At 65.5% G+C, this 19,613-nt stretch carries 16 protein-coding genes and 1 rRNA gene; 2 read left to right on the top strand and 15 right to left on the bottom strand.

The features are described from left to right. From R3P93_RS06860 to R3P93_RS06870, 3 genes are all read right to left on the bottom strand, one after another. Window positions 1-269: ribosomal RNA gene (locus tag R3P93_RS06860) — 16S ribosomal RNA — on the bottom strand; the annotation flags it as partial. A 581-nt stretch (window positions 270-850) separates the two neighbouring features. Further along, window positions 851-2,125, bottom strand: coding sequence for a tyrosine--tRNA ligase (gene tyrS, locus R3P93_RS06865; protein WP_094688527.1), 1,275 nt, complete (start codon window positions 2,123-2,125; stop codon window positions 851-853). A 38-nt stretch (window positions 2,126-2,163) separates the two neighbouring features. Further along, window positions 2,164-2,808: a DNA-3-methyladenine glycosylase gene (locus tag R3P93_RS06870; RefSeq protein WP_317532694.1), complete on the bottom strand. Its 645-nt coding sequence runs from the start codon at window positions 2,806-2,808 to the stop codon at window positions 2,164-2,166. Between the two features lie 80 nt (window positions 2,809-2,888). Here R3P93_RS06870 and R3P93_RS06875 point away from each other — a divergent pair, with 80 nt between their 5' ends. Both R3P93_RS06875 and R3P93_RS06880 read left to right on the top strand, forming a co-directional pair. After that, entirely contained in the window at window positions 2,889-3,620 is a 732-nt protein-coding gene (locus tag R3P93_RS06875; protein WP_094688526.1) for an ABC transporter ATP-binding protein, read from the top strand. Beyond that, entirely contained in the window at window positions 3,617-4,372 is a 756-nt protein-coding gene (locus tag R3P93_RS06880; RefSeq protein WP_068050939.1) for an ABC transporter permease, read from the top strand. Before R3P93_RS06875 ends, R3P93_RS06880 begins: the two co-directional genes overlap by 4 nt. Before the next feature lie 45 nt (window positions 4,373-4,417). Here R3P93_RS06880 and R3P93_RS06885 read toward each other — a convergent pair whose 3' ends face one another. The 12 genes from R3P93_RS06885 to pheT all read right to left on the bottom strand — a co-directional run bounded on the left by R3P93_RS06885 (window position 4,418) and on the right by pheT (window position 19,590). Then, a complete protein-coding gene (locus R3P93_RS06885; protein WP_037192601.1) occupies window positions 4,418-4,624 on the bottom strand; it encodes a Trm112 family protein in 207 nt (68 codons plus the stop codon). Between the two features lie 86 nt (window positions 4,625-4,710). Next, window positions 4,711-7,728 carry an AMP-binding protein gene (locus R3P93_RS06890; protein WP_317532695.1) on the bottom strand — a complete coding sequence of 1,006 codons (3,018 nt, stop codon included), beginning with the start codon at window positions 7,726-7,728 and terminating at the stop codon, window positions 4,711-4,713. Window positions 7,729-7,836: 108 nt separating this feature from the next. Further along, window positions 7,837-9,285 carry an argininosuccinate lyase gene (argH, locus tag R3P93_RS06895; protein WP_094688524.1) on the bottom strand — a complete coding sequence of 483 codons (1,449 nt, stop codon included), beginning with the start codon at window positions 9,283-9,285 and terminating at the stop codon, window positions 7,837-7,839. Then, window positions 9,282-10,481 (bottom strand): argininosuccinate synthase, encoded by a 1,200-nt coding sequence (locus tag R3P93_RS06900; protein WP_317532696.1) that lies wholly within the window; start codon window positions 10,479-10,481, stop codon window positions 9,282-9,284. The genes argH and R3P93_RS06900 overlap by 4 nt, the downstream gene beginning before the upstream one ends. 51 nt (window positions 10,482-10,532) lie before the next feature. Further along, window positions 10,533-11,048: an arginine repressor gene (locus tag R3P93_RS06905; protein WP_037192611.1), complete on the bottom strand. Its 516-nt coding sequence runs from the start codon at window positions 11,046-11,048 to the stop codon at window positions 10,533-10,535. Further along, entirely contained in the window at window positions 11,045-11,980 is a 936-nt protein-coding gene (gene argF / locus R3P93_RS06910) for an ornithine carbamoyltransferase (RefSeq protein WP_094640068.1), read from the bottom strand. Before argF ends, R3P93_RS06905 begins: the two co-directional genes overlap by 4 nt. Next, window positions 11,977-13,182: an acetylornithine transaminase gene (locus tag R3P93_RS06915; RefSeq protein WP_317532697.1), complete on the bottom strand. Its 1,206-nt coding sequence runs from the start codon at window positions 13,180-13,182 to the stop codon at window positions 11,977-11,979. The genes argF and R3P93_RS06915 overlap by 4 nt, the downstream gene beginning before the upstream one ends. After that, on the bottom strand, window positions 13,179-14,093 hold the full coding sequence (gene argB / locus R3P93_RS06920) for an acetylglutamate kinase (protein WP_317532698.1): 915 nt from the start codon (window positions 14,091-14,093) through the stop codon (window positions 13,179-13,181). Before argB ends, R3P93_RS06915 begins: the two co-directional genes overlap by 4 nt. Then, window positions 14,090-15,292 (bottom strand): bifunctional glutamate N-acetyltransferase/amino-acid acetyltransferase ArgJ, encoded by a 1,203-nt coding sequence (argJ, locus tag R3P93_RS06925; RefSeq protein WP_317532863.1) that lies wholly within the window; start codon window positions 15,290-15,292, stop codon window positions 14,090-14,092. Before argJ ends, argB begins: the two co-directional genes overlap by 4 nt. Before the next feature lie 32 nt (window positions 15,293-15,324). Next, window positions 15,325-16,380: an N-acetyl-gamma-glutamyl-phosphate reductase gene (gene argC, locus R3P93_RS06930; RefSeq protein WP_094640072.1), complete on the bottom strand. Its 1,056-nt coding sequence runs from the start codon at window positions 16,378-16,380 to the stop codon at window positions 15,325-15,327. 52 nt (window positions 16,381-16,432) lie between these two features. Next, window positions 16,433-16,990 (bottom strand): hypothetical protein, encoded by a 558-nt coding sequence (locus R3P93_RS06935; protein WP_068050959.1) that lies wholly within the window; start codon window positions 16,988-16,990, stop codon window positions 16,433-16,435. 113 nt (window positions 16,991-17,103) lie between these two features. Next, entirely contained in the window at window positions 17,104-19,590 is a 2,487-nt protein-coding gene (pheT, locus tag R3P93_RS06940; protein ID WP_094640073.1) for a phenylalanine--tRNA ligase subunit beta, read from the bottom strand. Window positions 19,591-19,613 lie beyond the last annotated feature (23 nt).

Genomic DNA, 19,613 nt, shown 5'->3' on the forward strand with positions numbered 1-19,613 from the left:
GCCTTGGTAGGCCATTACCCCACCAACAAGCTGATAGGCCGCGGGCCCATCCTGCACCGATAAATCTTTCCACCACACACCATGCGGCATGCAGTCATATCCGGTATTAGACCCAGTTTCCCAAGCTTATCCCAGAGTGCAGGGCAGATCACCCACGTGTTACTCACCCGTTCGCCGCTCGTGTACCCCGAAAGGCCTTACCGCTCGACTTGCATGTGTTAAGCACGCCGCCAGCGTTCGTCCTGAGCCAGGATCAAACTCTCCGTAAAAGACTCTCGATCAACAGTCGAAACTGCAAATCAGTCATAAACATAAAGAGTCAAATCACTAGCAAAAAACTCAACTAGCAAAACAAATAAAACCTTCTCACCTCAGACGGGAAGAATGAAGCAAGAAGATGTCACGCTCACACCCCAAAAGGCATGAGCGCCAAAAACATTCGGCACTGACATTCATCGACACACTGTTGAGTTCTCAAAGAACACGCACACACCATTCACCTTCGAGCTGAAGCTCGTAGATGTCCGGGGCAACCGTTCCAGCTTAGATCAGATGATCAAGCGCAGTCAAACTGGCTTCACATCCGTGAAGAAGTCGAACCTGTCGGCTTTGACATCTTCATGGTGTCGGAAGCGAACTCCGCGTTGCTCAGGCCTTGCGGTCTGGGCTGGCGTCCGTGTCGCTCTGACCTGGACAAAGTTACGCCCCGGATAACAACGCGTCAAATCCCCAGGTCGTTCACACGTGATTCGCGTGAACGACCTGGTCGCAACCGGTCACTTACCCACCTGACGGGCGTCGTAACCAAATTACATGGATGTGACTCCGCCCACTGACAACAATCGAAGATTCAGCCGGCGATTCGGGCTCCTGCGAAGTTCCGCTTTCCGCGTCGGACCACCAACCACCGGCCGTGCAGGAGATCGTCCGCACCGGGCGTCCATTCTTCGTCGGAAATCTTGACGTTGTTGACCGATGCGCCGCCCTCCTTGACTGCGCGTCGGGCAGCGCCCTTGCTCTCGCTCAACCCCGTAGCGACGAGCAGATCGACGATGGTGTTCGGTGCACCGGCCTCGATGTCGGCCACAGACGCTTCCTGTAGCGCGGCGGCGAGCGTCTTCTCGTCGAGTTCGGTCAGTTCGGCCCGCCCGAAGAGCGCCTGGCTGGCCAGTTCGACCGAGCGAGTCGCGGCTTCGCCGTGGACGAGCGTGGTCATCTCGGCGGCCAGGCGCTTCTGCGCCTCACGCGCGTGCGGACGCTCGGTTGTCGCCGTCTCGAGTTCTGCCAACTCGTCCTTCGACAGGAAGGTGAACCAGCGCAGGTACTTCACCACGTCTGCGTCACCGGTGTTCACGAAGTACTGGTACCAGGCGTACGGGCTCGTCATCTCCGGGTCGAGCCACAGGCTGCCGCCTCCGGTGGATTTGCCGAATTTCTTGCCGTCGGCGGAGGTGACCAACGGAACCGTCATGGCGTGCACCGACTCGGCGTCCTGGCGCCGGTTCAGCTCCACCCCGGCGATGATGTTTCCCCATTGGTCGGAGCCGCCGATCTGAAGACTGCAGCCGTATTGCCTGCGGAGCTGCACGTAGTCGTTCGCCTGCAACAGCATGTAGCTGAACTCGGTGTACGACATTCCGTCGCTCTCGAGCCTGTTCTTCACCGTCTCGCGAGCAAGCATGACGTTGATCGAGAAGTGCTTACCGATGTCGCGAAGGAAATCGATCGCGGACAGCTCCCCCGTCCACGACAGATTGTTCACCACCACTGCACCCGTCGGGCTCTCGTCCAGGTCGACGAACCGTTCGAGCTGACCACGGATACGCGAGGCCCACTCGGTGACGACCTCGGGGGAATTCATGGTGCGCTCCCCTACATCGCGAGGGTCACCGATCAATCCCGTCGCACCTCCGGCGAGGATGATCGGGCGATGGCCGGCCCGCTGGAAACGCTTGAGCGCCAGCAACGGCACGAGGTGCCCTGCGTGCAGCGAGGGACCTGTCGGATCGAAACCGGAGTACAGCGTGATCGGGCCCTCGGACGTAGCCTTCTTCAGCGCGTCCACATCGGTGGACTGTGCGATCAGTCCACGCCAGGTCATTTCGTCGATGATGTTCTCACTCACGACGTCGATCCTCCCGTATGGACGCATCCAGGCGTCGGTCAGGCCTCCGAGCCACCGGGAGCGGTGGCGCGGGGACTGCGTTTGTAGCTCGACACCGCCTGCGACCCGATCACCCAGAAGCGCCACGGACGATCGGCTTCCGAACTCACCCCTACCCGTGGGCCGGATGCAACCGCCTTCTCGTTCAACGGGCGCTCCAGTAATTCGAGGGTGACGGCCGACGACGCGTCGAACACGTCCGATCCGTTGTCCGCCAGCGAGACGCCAAGGGCTCGACCGAGATTTCCGGGCCCGCGGGCCCAACCGGCCTCGACCGGTGCGGACCGCGGACCGCGGCCGGCGCGCCTGGTCTCGACGACATGGTGACCGGCCACCACTTCACCCGCTCGAAGCAACACCGCAGCGGCCGTACCGTCCGGGCCGCAGCTCACGTTCACACAAAGATGCATGCCGTAGCTCAGGTAGACGTACAGACGCCCCGCAGGACCGAACATCACCTCGTTGCGAGGGGTCGGGCCCCGGAAGGAATGCGCCGCCGGATCCGGCCATGGACCATCGAGCGGACCACCGTAGGCCTCGACTTCCACGATGCGCACCGACACGTCGCCCACGGTGACGGTTCCGCCGAGGATGCGTCGGGCTGCGGCGTCGGGTTCCCCGATCTCCAAGTCAGCGACATTCATCGCTTCCATGATGCTTCGCCCTTGACCACCGAGCGCCGACGGGGCTATGACTTCGACATCCGACAAGTCTGGAGGCCGCTATGGCGTTCACCGGTGAACACGCCGTCGAGATCACAGGGCTGACGGTTCGCCGCGGCAAACGAAAGGTGCTGAGCAATCTGTCCCTGACAATCCCCCGTGGTGTCATCACCGGACTTCTCGGTCCATCGGGCTGCGGTAAGACGACTCTGATGCGATCGATCGTCGGCACTCAGATCGTCAGTAGCGGAACCGTGACGGTACTCGGATCGCCGGCCGGCTCGGCACCGTTGCGCCGCACAGTCGGGTACGTGACCCAGGCACCGAGCGTCTACCGAGATCTCACCGTTCGCGAGAACGTGCAGTACTTCGGGTCGCTGTACGGTCGCCGGCGCGCGGACGTGGCATCCGCCATCGCATCGGTCGGGCTGGCCGACCACACGTCGTCACGGGCGGGCGAACTCTCCGGCGGCCAACTGGGGCGGGTCTCCCTGGCCAGCGCGCTGGTTGCCGAACCCGAACTGATCGTCCTCGACGAACCGACGGTCGGCTTGGATCCCGTGCTGCGCTCGGAGCTGTGGTCGCGTTTCGCCGATATCGCGGCAAGCGGCACAACGGTGCTGGTCTCGAGCCACGTGATGGAAGAGGCGGAGCACTGCAGCCGTCTCGTTCTGATGCGCGACGGCACCGTTCTCGCCCACTCGAGCCCGGACGCGCTACTCGCGCGCACGAACGAAACGACCCTCGATCGCGCATTCCTGTCCCTCATCAGATCCACCGAGGAGACATCGTGAACGCGCGGATCTACGCAGCCGGCACGGGCCGCATACTGCGACAGCTACGAGCAGACCATCGATCGGTGGCGATGGTGCTGCTCGTTCCGTCCCTGCTGATGGTGTTGCTGTATTACCTGTACCGAGACGTGCCGACCCCGCCTGATCAGCAGCCGTTGTTCGATCGGATCGCCATCACGATGCTCGGCATCCTGCCGTTCGTCGTCATGTTCCTGATCACGTCGATCTCGATGCAGCGTGAACGATCCTCGGGAACGCTCGAACGCCTGCTGACGACTCCGATGTCCAAACTGGATCTGCTCGCGAGCTACGGGTCCGCGTTCTCGCTGGCCGCCATCGGACAGGCGGTACTCGCATGCACCGTCGCGTTCGGATTTCTCGGGCTCGACATCGAGGGCTCGGTAGGTTGGGTACTGGTGATCGCAGTCCTGGGAGCGATGCTCGGGGTCGCCATCGGACTGCTGTGCAGCGCATTCGCTCGCACCGAGTTCCAAGCCGTCCAGTTCATGCCGGTGGTCGTGATTCCACAGCTGTTTCTGTGCGGACTCCTGGTGCCGCGCGACCAGATGCCGAACTGGCTGAGCACGATCAGCGATGTCCTGCCGCTGAGCTACCTGGTCGACGCGCTCCAGGAGGTATCCAGGTACCCCGGAGTCACCGGGCGCATGTGGACCGACATCGCCGTGGTCACGGCGTTCACCGTCGCTGCGCTGAGCGGAGCCGCCGCGACATTGCGTCGACGAACGCAGTAGTCGACGAACCCAGTAGTCGACGAACCCGGCGCGCGGCCGAGAGTTCTAGGACGTGGCGCGAGCCAGGATCGACTCGTGCTCGGCGTCGTCGACATCGCGGGCGTCGTCGGCGAGCAACACCGGGATGCCGTTCTCGATCGGATATGCACGCCGCAGTCGCGGGTTGTAGAGCAGTTCCCCTTCGATCAACAGCAGCGGGCCCTTGTCCACCGGGCACGCGAGTATGGAAAGCAGTGTCGAATCGATTGCCACAGGTGTCCTTTGCTCTGCTCCGGTCGAACCGGAGTGGTGTACTCGCTTACGCTACCGAACCCGTATTCTTCCGTGCCGACTCGTTCCTACGACGATTTTTCGGCCGCGGCCTCACGCCCGACGAACCGTTCGGCCACAACAGCTTTCGTCAATCGACGGTAGCCGTTCGACTCGGAGTCGTAGAACCACGAACGTGCACTCGGCGTCGGAATGCCGACCTTCTTCAACGCCGTCGCGGTCGGTCGGTACGCGCGTCCCACCGGAATCTCGGGCACCACGTGCACGATCGCCGGACGCTCGGCCGGGAGCAGCACTCCGAGTGCGTCCGTCAATGCACGAGCGGTGATCACCGCCTCCGGTTGCAGCGAGATGGCGCAGACGGCGACCTCGGTGGCCGACGCCTCGACGCGCACCGATCGTGGCCGATCGGATGTCACCCGCACTCCGTAGACCACGGCCGAATCGACCTGATCCAGGTCACCTACCGCATCGACGATCGGCTGGGTGTACACGGGACCGCACGCCGAGCGCACCACGGTGTCCTTACGGTCGACGAGCCAGTAATCGCCGTCGGAATCGCGGCGGAAGAGGTTCTCGGTGGGGATCCAGGCGTCTGTGGGCTCGAAGACTCCACGCATGACATGGCTGGTCGCTTCGCCGTCCCCGCTCGGTCGGCCGAGGAGCAGTCCGATCTCGTCGTCACGGCACTGCCGAACGAAACCGTCGTCGTCCTCTTCGAGGCGGCAGGTGATGGGGTCGTAGGCCGCCAACGCAACCCGTGCACTGCCCGGCAGCGGACGGCCTTTGGAGCCGATCTTCGAGCCGGCCACATTGGCCAGGATGACGTCGTTCTCGGTGGATGCGTAGAACTCGAGCACCCGAGCCGGGCTGAACCGCGCCAGCGTGCGACGCCACAGCCCCACCGGCATACCGGAGCCGATGAACAGGCGCACCGGGTGGCCGGAGTCGACCGGGAACCGGCCATCGTCGAGGATCTGCCGCATCATCGTCCAGGTGTAGCTCACGACGGTGACGCCGTAGCGATACACCTCTTCGCTGAACCGCTCGGGCTCGAGACCACGGGAAAGTGCGATGCGTGACCCGCCCGCAAGCGCACCACCGATCGTGACAAGAATCCCGGCCGAATGATGGAGCGGGGCAAGGCAATAGACAGTATCGCCGGGTCCGAGCGCGGCCGTCGTCGCGGTACCGAACGCCGACAACGCCCAGCGATGATTGGTGATGTATCGCGGTTCGAGACCGCGATCTGTGGTCGTGAACAGGATCATCGCCAGTTCGCGGGCACGACCGGGATCCGGCTCGTACCACTGAGGCAGACGCACCGCGTCGGGATCGATGGCCTCGAGATCGACCACCTCGTAGCCGGACGGGATGTCGAGGCGCCGAGTCTCACCGCCGCCGAGCACCAGGACGTTCGGCGCCACCGGGACCGCCGCCGCAGCGTTCTCCGGATCGGCGATCACCGTGTCGACGTCGACGGTTCGCAGGGCTGCGGTCAGGTCGCTGCCCGGCTGCAGCAGAACAGGTACGGCCCCGATCCGCGAGAGCGCCGCCATCGCGGCCAATGCGCTGGGACGAGTCTCCATCAACACACCGATGCGCGACGCGGGTCGCACCCCGACACTGATCAGTCCGCGCACCACGTTGTCGATGCGGACGTTGACAGCGTCGTAGGTGTGCACTCGGTCGTCGAACAGGAAGCACTCTCCGTTCGGAGACTTACGTCCCTGCTCGGCGATCAAGCGGCCCAACGAGACTCGACTGTGCGGCTGCATCTGCCCGAGGCGGGCGAGCCTCGGCAACGTACGCACGGCCTCGGAAGAGATCTCGCGGGTACCACGCACTGCGCCGGTCGCCGCCGATGCCAACCCGCGGCCGACACCGACGCCCACCTCTGCGATGGAGGCAGCAGTGTGGATCAGGCGATTGGTGATCGACACGCCGCTGTCGGAATCGCCGTGGTCCTCGCGCTCCATCACGCGGACCGCCTCCGGCTTCGGCCCGAGGTCCTCACGCCACCGAATCCAGTTTCCCGTCGTCGGCCAGGTCTGCGCAGCCGCGGTACTGCCGACAACCAAGCCGAAATGACCTGCACGCAAAGTGGTTTCGAACACCTGGGCGCGCGGAGCTGCGCGCTGAATGCCGCGCACGGCCAACGGTTGACCGATGTCGTCGACTTCGCCGACGAAGGCGAGCACGGGCACGGTGAGCTCGGCCAGGGTCAACAACCTGTCCTTGATGACGAACCCGCCGGTCATCATGCGGTTGTGAACGACGAACTGCTTCAACAACTCCGCAACGGCCGGGCCGGACCACGCCACCCACCCGTCCATCGCCAGAAAGCGTCGCTGCGGCTCGCGCGGCAACAGCGCCTCACGGTCGTGAAGCTGACGCAGAAAATCCACTCGCGATCGCACGGTCTTCGCCGGATCGAGTAGCTGAAATCCCGTCCGCGCCATCCACCCCGATACAGCGAGCCGAGTGAACACATGATCGGCCAGGAACTCCGCTCCCCGCGTGGCCACGCCGGCGGGGATCCCGAGAGGCAGACCGGCGAGCGTGTCGACCGGAGCCCCGAACGTGATGAGACTGGCCAGATTTCGGCCGCCTCGGTACGCGGCCGCCTGGTAGCAGAACATTCCGCCCTGGGAGTAACCACCCAGGTGGACGTCGCGGCCGGTGTGCTCGTGCACCTTGTCGACGACCTCGCTGATCGCCACGACGTGATCGGCGAGCGTACGGCCCCACCCGCCTTCTTCTGTATCCGGCGAGCCGAAGTCGACCACCCACGGATCCAGCCCCATGCCGTGCAGGATCCCGGCAGCGCCCTGGTCGGTCGTCACGTCGTAGACGTCCGCGGAGACCATCATCGGCGGAATGAGCACCACCGGAGGACTGTCGGCAGGCACATCGTCGGGGAAGTACCGTCGAAGCCGATACATCGGCTCGCGGTCCATCACCCGAAACGGCGACGGATCCACCTCGGTCTCGAGACCACCGAGACGGATGACCTCGAGACCGTTCTGCGCCGTGGCGATGGCACGGCGCAGTGGACCACGTACGGCGTCTGCATTCAGTCCCACAAATACACTCCTGCGTTCGGCCCCGACGAACGACCGGCATCGATCTTCGCGTGACGAAAGCTTCTCACATCACACTCGAGGAAACCGGCATGGATATCGATTGCGCACTCAGTGCCGCAACACCGGTTCCTCGGCCCATGCGCGCAGGGTCGCGGCCGTGGCCCGCACGCCCCCGAGCTGATGCGCAACCTGCACAGCGGCCGTGCCACCACGCGCATCCCGCGACGAGATGGAACCCTCCACCGTGAGAACCTCACGAACGGCCGGAGTGAGGGACGGATCGATCGCGGCCAGCTCCTCGTCGGTCAGATCCGCCAGCCCGACGCCTCGCGCCTCGGCCGCGCGGACGCAGGCTCCTGCAGCCTCGTGAGCAACGCGGAACGCAATCCCCTGCCGCACCATCCATTCGGCGATATCGGTGGCGAGCGTGAACCCGGCCGGTGCCAGCTCGGCCATGCGTTCGGTGTGGAATTCGAGCGTCGCCGTCAATCCGGTGAGCGCGGGCAGCAACAGCTCGAGCTGCGCCACCGAATCGAACACCGGCTCCTTGTCTTCCTGGAGATCACGGTTGTAGGCCAACGGCTGCGCCTTGAGCGTGGCCAGCAGTCCGGTCAGATTACCGATCAATCGTCCGGTCTTTCCGCGGGTCAACTCCGCGACGTCCGGATTCTTCTTCTGCGGCATGATCGAACTGCCGGTGGACCACGCATCGGCCAACGTCACGTAGCCGTACTCGGGAGTGCTCCACGAGATGACCTCCTCGGCGAACCGTGACAGATCGACTGCCGTCATCGCCAATACGAAGGCTGCTTCGGCGGCGAAGTCGCGCGAGGACGTGGCGTCGATCGAGTTCTCGGCGGACGAGTCGAACCCGAGCTCGGCTGCGATCTTCTCCGGACTCAGACCCAGTGACGAACCGGCGAGGGCACCGGAACCGTACGGGGACACCGCTGCTCGCGTGTCAAAATCTGCGAAGCGCTGCACATCGCGCAACAACGGATGGGTGTGCGCGAGCAGATGATGCGCCAGCAACACCGGCTGCGCGGCCTGCGAATGCGTCTTGCCCGGCATGACGGCCGTCGGATGCGCCGCTGCCTGGGTGGCCAACGCGTCGACCACATCGAGAACGCCGACCGACACCCGGCGAACCGCGTCGCGCAGCCACATGCGGAACAGTGTGGCCACCTGATCGTTGCGCGACCTGCCCGCGCGCAGCCGGCCACCGACCTCCGGTCCAACCCGGTCGATCAACCCGCGTTCGAGAGCGCCGTGCACGTCCTCGTCCGACACGGCTGCCACGAACGCGCCCGACGCGACATCGTCGGCGAGGCGCTGCAAACCGTCGAGCATTGTCTCGAGGTCCTGCGGGGTGAGCAGTCCGGCACCGTTCAGCACTCGGGCGTGCGCCATGGATGCGCGGATGTCGTACGGCGCGAGGACCCAGTCGAAGTGCGTCGACTTGCTCAACGCTGCCATGGCGGCGGCCGGCCCCGATGCGAATCTGCCGCCCCAGAGCGAACCTTCGTTGGTTCCGTGTGCGGTCTCCGAATTCGTCACAGGCCCAGGTCCCTCTTCGCGGCGATCTTCGACGACAATCCGTGCAGCTGAACGAATCCCTTGGCCGCGGACTGGTCGAACGTGTCGCCCTCGTCGTAGGTGGCGAGATTGAAGTCGTACAGCGACTCGCCACTGCGGCGTCCGTTGACGATGATCCCGCCCGCGTGCAGAACCAGGCGAATATCGCCGGAGACGTGCTCCTGCGTGTGCTCCACGAACGTGTCGAGAGCACCCTTGAGCGGGGAATACCACAGGCCGTCGTACACCAGCTCGGCCCACTTCTGGTCGGTGTGGCGCTTGTGGCGACCGAGTTCGCGCTCGAGGGTCACGTGCTCGAGCTCCTCATGGGCGCGGATGAGCACCATGGCACCGGGTGCCTCGTAGATCTCACGACTCTTGATGCCGACGAGCCGATCCTCGACCACGTCCAACCGGCCGACACCCTGCGCTCCCGCACGAGTGTTGAGCTCCTGGATCGCTTCGAGCACCGAGACCGGGCGACCGTCGATCGCGACCGGGCGACCCTTGTCGAACGAGACGATCAGTTCGTCCGGAGCCTGGAAGTTGACCGTCGGATCCTCGGTGTAGTCGTAGACGTCCTTGGTCGGCGCGTTCCACAGGTCTTCGAGGAAGCCGGTCTCCACCGCGCGTCCCCAGACGTTCTGGTCGATAGAGAACGGCGACTTGGTGGTCACGTTGATCGGGATGTCGTTCTCCTCGGCGAACTTGATCGCCTTCTCGCGCGTCCACGCGTAGTCGCGAACCGGTGCCAACACCTCGAGCTCGGGGGCGAGGGTGTTGAAGCCGACCTCGAAGCGAACCTGGTCGTTGCCCTTGCCCGTGCACCCGTGTGCGACAACGGTTCCGCCGTGCGCCCGCGCGTTCTCCACGAGGTGCTTGACGATGAGCGGACGACTGATCGCCGACACGAGGGGATACCGATCCATGTACAGCGCGTTGGACTGCACGGTCGGCAGGCAGTACTCGTCGGCGAACTCGTTCCTGGCATCGACGACGACGGATTCGACTGCGCCGCAATCGAGTGCGCGTTGGCGCACGACGTCCATGTCCTCGCCGCCCTGCCCCAGATCGATGGCGACGGCAACGACCTCCTTGCCGGTCTCCCTGCCGATCCAGCTGATGGCGACGGAGGTGTCGAGTCCGCCGGAGTAGGCGAGGATGACGCGTTCGGCCATGGTGTTCAAGCTCCTTCGTTGTTCTTGATGCGCATGATGGGTAACCGGATCTCAGTTACCGCGTCGAGCAAGCTTTTCGATCTTGTCCGCGACCTCGCCACCGGTGTGTGGCTCGCGGGCGATCAACAGAATCGTGTCGTCACCGGCGATGGTCCCGACGATCTCCGGCATCGCAGCACGGTCCAGAGCGCTGGCCAGGTAGTGCGCCGCGCCCGGTGGCGTGCGAAGGACGGCCTGGTTCCCACTGTGATCGGTGGACACCAACAACTCCCCCAGCAACTTCAGGAGTCGGTCGGTGCCGCCGGACACTCCCCGGACCGGGCTGCCGTCCTCGGGCACGACGTACACCCCCACTCCACCGTCCGGCGCGCGCAGTTTCACGGCACCCAGTTCCTCGAGGTCCCGCGAGAGGGTGGCCTGAGTGGTGTCGATCCCCTCGGCTGCGAGCAACGACGCCAGCTGCGGTTGACTGCGCACCTGATGGGTGGCCAGCAACGCGATGATCCGTGCCTGCCTGCCCGCGCGGGTCGACGCGGTCAACGGCACCGCAGTGACGTCTTCGCTCATGGTCGTCGGGCCTGTTCGAGGAGCCACACAAGCAGTGCCTTCTGCGCGTGCAGGCGGTTCTCGGCCTCGTCCCAGACAACACTCTGGGGGCCGTCGAGCACCTCGTCGGTGATCTCCTCGCCGCGATGTGCGGGTAGGCAGTGCAGCACGACGGCGTCCGACTGGGCCTTCGAGAGCAGGTCCGAATCGATTCGATACGGCCGGAACGGTGCGACGCGATCGAGACCGTCGTTCTCCTGGCCCATCGACGTCCAGGTGTCGGTGACGAGCGCATCGGCACCGGCCGCGGCCTCGACCGGGTCCTCGGTGATGGTGATGGTGGCCCCGGTTTCCTCGGCACGCGCATGCGCCGCGTCGAGAACGTAGCCGAGCGGCGCAAATTCCTTGGGCGCAGCGATCCGCACGTTCAGCCCGGCCGTCACTCCGCCGATGAGCAGCGAGTGCGCCATGTTGTTGGCACCGTCACCGAAGTAGGCCAAGGTCCGCCCCTGCAGATTTCCCTTGTGCTCGATCAGGGTCTGCAGATCCGCCAGAACCTGGCACGGGTGGAACTCGTTGGAGAGGGCGTTGACGATCGGAATCGTTGCGCCGGTCGCCATCTGCTCGAGCCGCTTCTGCCCGAACGTGCGCCACACGACCGCCTCGACATAGCGCGAGAGCACCCGCCCCGTGTCCTGCAGCGTCTCCTCACGACCCAACTGGGTGTCGCGGCCCGTCACCACCACGGCATGACCACCCAACTGCGCGATGCCCATCTCGAACGAGAAGCGGGTCCGTGTCGAGTTCTTCTCGAAAATGACGCCGACCCCCTTGGGGCCCTCGAGCGGACGCTTCGAGAACGGAGCACGCTTGAGTTCGGCTGCCAGAGCAAGGATTTCACCCTGCTGCGCGGGCGTGATGTCGTCGTCCCGGAGGAAATGCTGAACGGTCATGGCTGATGAGCCTCCTGTGCTGCGTCGAGAATTGCCGGTAACGCCGTCACGAACGACGCGGCTTGCTCTTCGGTGATGATCAACGGTGGTGCAAGCCGGAGCACGTCGGGCTGGGCCGCGTTGAGGAGGAAGCCTGCCTCGCGCGCGGCGGCTTCGGCCGCCGGTGCGACGGCGGCGGTGAGGACCACACCGAGGAGAAGGCCCGAACCCCGAACATGGCTCACCAGAGGATGATCCAGATTCTCGATGGAGTGTGCGATGGTCTTGCCGATGCTGTCGGCGTGCGAGAGCAGGTCCTCGTCGGCGATGGTGCGCAGCACGGCCAGAGCCGCCGCCGCGCATACAGGGTTACCACCGAACGTGGTGCCGTGCTTGCCCGGATGCAGCAACTCCCCCGCCGCTCCGATGCCGATGCAGGCCCCGATGGGCAGGCCGCCGCCCAGACCCTTGGCGAGTGTGATGACGTCGGGCACGATGCCGACCGACTGGTGGGCGTAGAACCATCCCGTTCGGCCGATACCGGTCTGCACCTCGTCCAGGACCAGCAGTGCACCGTGCTTCGCGGTGATCTCGCGCGCAGCGAGGAGGTATCCCTCGGGCGGAACCACCACTCCGCCCTCGCCCATGATCGGTTCGAGAAACACTGCGGCGGTATCGGAATCGACGACGGCTTCCAGCGCGGCCACATCGCCGTACGGAACGTGGTGCACGCCGGCAGGCATCGGCTCGAACGGGGTCCGCTTGTCCGGCTGACCGGTCAGTGCGAGAGCGCCCATCGTCCGGCCGTGAAAGGACTTCTCGGCTGCCACGATGTTGGGGCGGCCGGTCAGGCGAGCGATCTTGAACGCCGCCTCGTTGGCCTCGGTTCCCGAATTGCACAGGAACACCCGGCCGGTGGCCCCGGCACCGAGGTGCGCGAGCAATTGCTCGGCCAACGCGATACCGGGTTCTGTCGCATAGAGATTCGAGGTGTGCCCGAGAGTGGACAGCTGAGTGGTGACCGCCTCGATCACCGCCGGATGGGCGTGTCCGAGAATGTTCACGGCGATACCCGCGAGCAGGTCCAGATACTGCTTTCCGTCGGCGTCCGTCACCACCGCACCCTCGCCGCGGACGAGCGCCACGCGCGGAACACCGTAGTTGTCCATCAACGAATTCGACCACCGCTGTTGCAGATCGAGGGTGGACTCGGTGCCGGTCATGGCGTGACTCCTGACGTAGACGAGTGATCGGGGGTGACCATGGTGCCGATTCCCTCACCGGTGAACAGCTCCACCAGCACGGAATGTTCGACGCGACCGTCGATGACATGAGCCGACGGAACACCGGCTCGAACCGCCCGCAGGCACGCTTCCATCTTCGGCACCATCCCGGCGTCGAGCGAGGGCAGCAACGCCTCGAGCGTGGACGCATCGATCTCGGAGGTCAACGAGCTGCGATCGGGCCAATCCGTGTACAGGCCTTCGACATCGGTGAGCACCACCATCTTCTCGGCACCGATGGCACTGGCCAGCGCCGCTGCCGCAGTGTCCGCGTTGATGTTGTGGACGACGCCGTCGCGGTCGGGAGCGATGGTGGACACCACCGGAATACGTCCTGCCGCAATGAGATCGAAGACCGCTGCGGGGTTCACCGACGTGACGTCGCCGACGAGACCGATATCGGTCTCGGCGCCGTCGACCAGCACGGTGCGCCGCGTCGCGGTGAACAGGTGCGCATCCTCACCGGAGATTCCCACGGCGTAGGGACCGTGGCCGTTGATCAGGCCGACGAGCTCGCGCCCGACCTGCCCGAACAGCACCATCCGCGCGACGTCCATGACCTCGGGGGTGGTGACGCGGAATCCGCCGCGGAATTCACCTGTCAGGCCGAGTCTGGTCAGCATGGCCGAGATCTGTGGCCCGCCGCCGTGAACGACGACCGGATGGATTCCGACGGTGCGCAGAAACACCATGTCGGCCGCGAACGCCCGCTTCAGATCGTCGTCGATCATGGCGTTTCCGCCGTACTTCACGACGACGATCTTGCCCGAGAATCGCTGTAGCCAGGGCAGAGCCTCGGCGAGCGTGAAAGCCTTCTGCGCGGCCGTCAACTGCTGAGCGGCCGAGGTCATGACGAGTACGCCGAATTCTCTTCGACGTACGCGTGCGAGAGATCGGTGGTTCGAATGGTGGCCGACCCTGCGCCGAGACCGAGATCGATGGTCACCGCGATGTCGACACCGGACAGATCGACCTCCCGAGCCCCCGGCGCTCCCACGCCGTCGATGCACACCGGATTGCCGTTGAAGGACACGGCAATTCGATCCGGATCGAGCTCGATCGGGGCGATACCGATAGCCGCGAGCACCCGACCCCAGTTGGGATCCGACCCGAACAGGGCCGTCTTGGTCAGCGAGTCCCTGGCGACCGCGCGCGCGCCGATCAGGGCGTCGTCCTCGCTCATCGCGCCCGACACGGTGATCCGCACCCGCTTGGTGACGCCCTCCGCGTCGGCCATCATCTGGTCGGCCAGGTCGTCGCACACCGCCAGGACCGCGGCGTCGAGTTCTTCCTGAGACGGTGCGACTCCGCTGGCTCCGGACGAGAGCAGTAGCACGGTGTCGTTCGTCGAGGACGCGCCGTCGACGTCGAGCCGGTCGTAGGACATTCGAGTCGCCGCGCGCAGTGCCTTGTCCAACTGGTCCGCGGTGGCGACGGCATCGGTGGTGATGACGCTGAGCATCGTGGCCAACGACGGTGCGAGCATGCCTGCCCCCTTGGCCATACCGCCGACGTTCCATTTGTCGGCATGATGAACGGCCGCCTGCTTGGGCACTGTGTCGGTGGTCATGATCGCGTACGCCGCATCGGTGCCACCCGAAATTCCACCCGCGAGTTCGTGCACCACCTCGGTCACGCCGGGCAGCAGCTTGTCCATCGGGAGCCGATCACCGATGAGACCCGTCGAGCACACGGCAACCTCGATCGCTCCGGTCTCGGAACCCCAATTGCTCAGTGCGGACGCCACTTCCTCGGCTGTACGGTGCGAGTCCTGAAAGCCCGGCGCACCCGTGCAGGCATTGGCACCACCGGAATTGAGAATCACCGCGCGCAGCCGTCCGGTGGAGAGCACCTGCTGCGACCACAACACCGGCGCAGCCTTGACCTTGTTGCGGGTGAACACACCCGCCGCAGCGAAATCGGGACCCTCGTTGAACACCAAGGCCAGATCGGACTTGCCACTCGCCTTGATTCCGGCCGGAATACCGGCAGCGCGGAAACCCGCAGGACAGGTGACACCCTGCGTGCGCACGAGCTTGCCCGCCACCATGCCGACGGCCTCCGCCTGGCTCCCGACGCTGCTCATGGTGCTACTCCTACGGTAGAGAGACCATCGGTCTCGGTGATTCCCAGTGCAAGATTCATGGATTGGACGGCGGCTCCTGCCGTGCCCTTGGCCAGGTTGTCGATGGCGGCGATCACGACGAGCAAGCCGGCGTCCGCATCGACCGACACGCTCATCTGCACGGCGTTCGACCCGATGACCGAACCGGTCTGCGGAAGGCGACCGGCTGGAAGCACGTGCACGAACGGCTCTGCGGCATATGCCTTCTCGTAGACCTCGACGGCCTGCGCCTGCGTGGCGGTGGTGATCGCGGTGCAGGTGGCCAGGATTCCGCGAGGCATCGGTGCGAGAACCGGCGTGAAGGACACTGCAACAGCGCTACCGGCGAGCGCCGAGAGGTTCTGCACGATCTCGGGAGTATGGCGGTGCGCGCCCGCAACCGCGTACGCCCGAACCGAACCCATCACCTCCGAACCGAGAAGATCGGCCTTCGGAGCTCGGCCGGCACCCGAACTACCGCTGACGGCAACGATATTGACGCGGGGCTCGATGATGCCTGCGGCGACGGCAGGTGCGAGCGCGAGAGACGACACCGTCGGGTAACACCCGGGAACCGCGATGCGAGTGGCACCGACCAATCGCTCACGGCAGCCCGGCAACTCCGGCAATCCGTACGGCCAACTGCCCGCATGGGGACTCTTGTAGTACTTCTCCCAGGCCGCACCGTCGGTGAGGCGGAAGTCGGCCCCGCAGTCGATGATCACCACGGACTCGGGCAGCTGCAGCGCGAGTTCGGCGGACTTGCCGTGCGGGAGCCCCAGGAACACGACATCGTGACCCGCGAGCTCGTCGACGGTGGTCGGCGCGAGAACGCGGTCTGCGAGAGGCAACAGATGGGGATGGAATTCACCCAGCGTCGCACCGGCATTGCCGCCCGCGGTCAGCGTGCCGATGACCAACGAACCGTCGCGCACTCCCGGGTGCCCGAGCAGCAATCGAAGAATCTCGCCGCCGGCGTACCCACTTGCGCCCGCCACCGCGATGCGCCTCGGCGTGGCCTCCGAAATAGTCATGCGGTTTATTATGCAGCATCATGCAAGCTCATTCATGAACGGGTCCGGTGTGTCAACGTCCGCCCATGGACCTGCGGATCTCGTCGAGCTTCTTTCGGCCGGCGTCCTGCCGCTCGTTCCACTGCTCGTCGAGGTCACGGCCCGCCCTGGACTCTCGGTCCAGTTCCTCCGCGCCGACGGCTGTGCCCGATCGCTGTTCGACCTTGTCGCGTACACCGTCCCACGTGGGCACCCCCGAATCGGTGAAGTCACCGATCGGCGCGCTCACCGCACCGGCACCGTATCCGCTACCGACGGGCTGGTCCTCGACCAGCTCCGCATCGATTATCCCCGGAACCGTGCCGCCGAGCGGAGCCCCCGGCGGTGGATCACCGAGCGGCTGGTCGATCCGCGGCTTGGTCACCTGCGGAACGTCGACGTCGGGAACCGTCCCGGGTGGTGCACCGCGATCGGGTCCAGTGGATTCGGGCTCAGCATTGCGCAACTCGACCGCCAGCGCCGATGCGGCTGCCGCCACCGGGGCCAACCGGGACCGACCGGCCACTGCAGCCAGGATCTCCTCGATCACCTGAAGATCCGTCGCCGCACCGTCTGTTCCGAATTCACTCATGCGCTGCTCCCGTCACCCGTCGTACTCGTGACTCCACGCTACGGACACCGGAGCCCGGGTGTGCACGGATCGACTGCGCAACTGCGCTTGTTCAACTGCGCAACTGCGCTTGTTCAACTGCGCAACTGCGCTCCGACGGCCTTCGATGCCGCGTCGACCGCCGCATCGCGTGCAGCCGTTGCCTGATCCTCGGTCAAGGTGCCGTCTGCACCTCGGAACCGCAGCGCGAATGCCAGCGACTTGCGACCCTCGCCGACCTGTTCGCCCTCGTAGACGTCGAACAGCCGGATCGACTCGAGCAGGTCGCCCCCGCCGATCGTGAGCGCGGCTTCCACCGACGCCGCAGGTACGGATGCGTCGACCACCACTGCCACGTCCTGCAGCACCGCCGGATACGGCGACACCTCGGGGGCAGGGAGCGACTCGACGACGGGAAGAGCGCTCAAACTCAACTCGACGGCACACGTACGCGGCGGCAGGCCCGCCCGCTCGAGCACGGCCGGATGCAGCTCGCCCGCGTATCCGACGACCTCACCGTCGAGCAGGACCTCCGCGCACCGACCCGGATGCCACGGAAGGTGCTGCGCCGCCCGAAGATCGACGTGCACTCCGGACGCCTCGGCAACCGTACGTACCGCAGCGAACGCATCGGCGGCCTCTGCCGCGCGGCCGGGACCCCACGGACCCGACAACTCACGCTGACCGGTCAGCACCATGCCCACGTGCACCGGCTGCGCCGGCAACGAACCACGAAGCATGGCGATCTGGTCGTCGGTGGGACGACGGTCGACCGGCAACGCGTCCACAGCTGCGGTGGCATCGTGTCGGAGCACCACCTGAGCAATGCCGAACAGCGAGACGTCTCGCTGACCGCGCGCGATGTTCCGGCTCAGCATCTCGAGCAAACCGGGAAGCACAGTGGTCGCGAGCTCGGGACGGTCGGCCTCGAGTGGATTGAGCACCGAGGTGGTTGCGCGCCGTGGGTCGTCCGCGTCGAGACCCCACGTGTCGAACACGCCCTTGGGCAGGAACACCGGAGGCAACACCTCGACGTACCCGGAGAACGCGAGTGCCTTGCCGACGGCACGCCTGCGCTTCTGTTCGGCAGTGAGGCCACGACCGCCCGGGGCCGACGGCAGTACCGACGGGATCTGTTCGAGCCCTTCGAGCCGCAGCACCTCTTCCACCAGGTCGGCGCGCTGCACCAGATCCGGTCGCCAGGACGGCGGGGTGACGATGAGCTGGCCGTGTCCGGCGTCGTCGACCGATACCTCGACTCCGCAACCGATCTGCGTCAACCGTCGGGCAGCGGTTCCGTTGGGGTACTGCACTCCGGCGATTCGGTCCGGCAGGTCGAAGTCCATCGTGACCGTGGGATATTCGGCTGCCTCGCCGATATCGGTCAACACGGGCTCGATCCGGCCGCCGGCGATCTCGACCAACAACTGTGCGGCCCGATCGAGTGCTGCGACAGGCAGAGCCGAATCCACGGTCCGCTCGAAACGCTTGCTGGCCTCGCTGGAGAGCTTGTGGCGACGACCGGTGCGGAACACCGCGAGCGGATCGAACGATGCCGCTTCGAGCACGACCTCGGTGGTCGAGTCGTCGACTTCGGTGGACGCGCCGCCCATGACACCGGCCAACGAAATCGCTCCCGAGCCGTCGGCGATGACGACGTCCTCGGCATCGAGAGAACGCTCGACGCCGTCCAGCGTGGTCAGCTTCTCCCCCGCGTTCGCGCGGCGGACGACCAGATCGCCGTCGAGCTTGGCCGCGTCGAATGCGTGCAGCGGCTGGCCGAGTTCGTGGAGCACGTAGTTGGTGACATCGACGGCCGCCGAGATCGGGCGTACGCCTGCCAGCAGCAGTCGACGCTGCATCCACCAGGGCGTCGTCGCCGTCGGATCGATGCCGACGATCTTGCGCAACGCGAATCGCGATGCGCCCGAGTTCGGTTCGACGCTGACCGACCAGGCGTCACCGGTGACCTCGGTGGGGACCGTGCGCGCCGGATCCACGAACGGAAGATCGAAACTGCAGGCCAGTTCGCGGGCGAGGCCGCGGACCGAGAAGGCGTAGCCGCGATCCGGGGTCACGTTGAGCTCGATGACCGAGTCCAGCAGACCGAGAACGGCTTTGGCGTCGTCACCCGGAGCGGCCGTGCCCTCGGGCAGCACCAGAATTCCGGAGTGATCCTTACCCAACCCGAGTTCGAGCGTCGAGCAGATCATGCCGTTGGAGTTGCGGCCGTAGGTCTTGCGCGACGCGATGGCGAATCCCCCGGGCAGGACGCTGCCCGGCAGCGCGGCCACGATCAGGTCACCCTCGGCGAAGTTCCTGGCCCCGCACACGATTTCCTGTGGCTCGGCTGCTCCGACGTCCACCAGGCAGAAGCGAATCGGTTTCTTGAACTCGGTCAGCTCCTCGATGGAACTGACCCGACCGACCACGAGTGGTCCGGTCACGTTGTCCAGCGAATCGAGTTCCTCGACCTCGAACCCGACCCGCACGAAACCGGCGTCGAGCTCCTCGGGCGAGACGGCCCAGTCGGGCGTCCCCGCGTGCAGGACCTCGGTCAGCCAGGATTGTGGGACTCGCACGTGTGCTCAGCTCTTTCTTGTAT

It is taken from the genome of Rhodococcus cerastii (assembly GCF_033042195.1).
Taxonomy (GTDB): domain Bacteria; phylum Actinomycetota; class Actinomycetes; order Mycobacteriales; family Mycobacteriaceae; genus Rhodococcoides.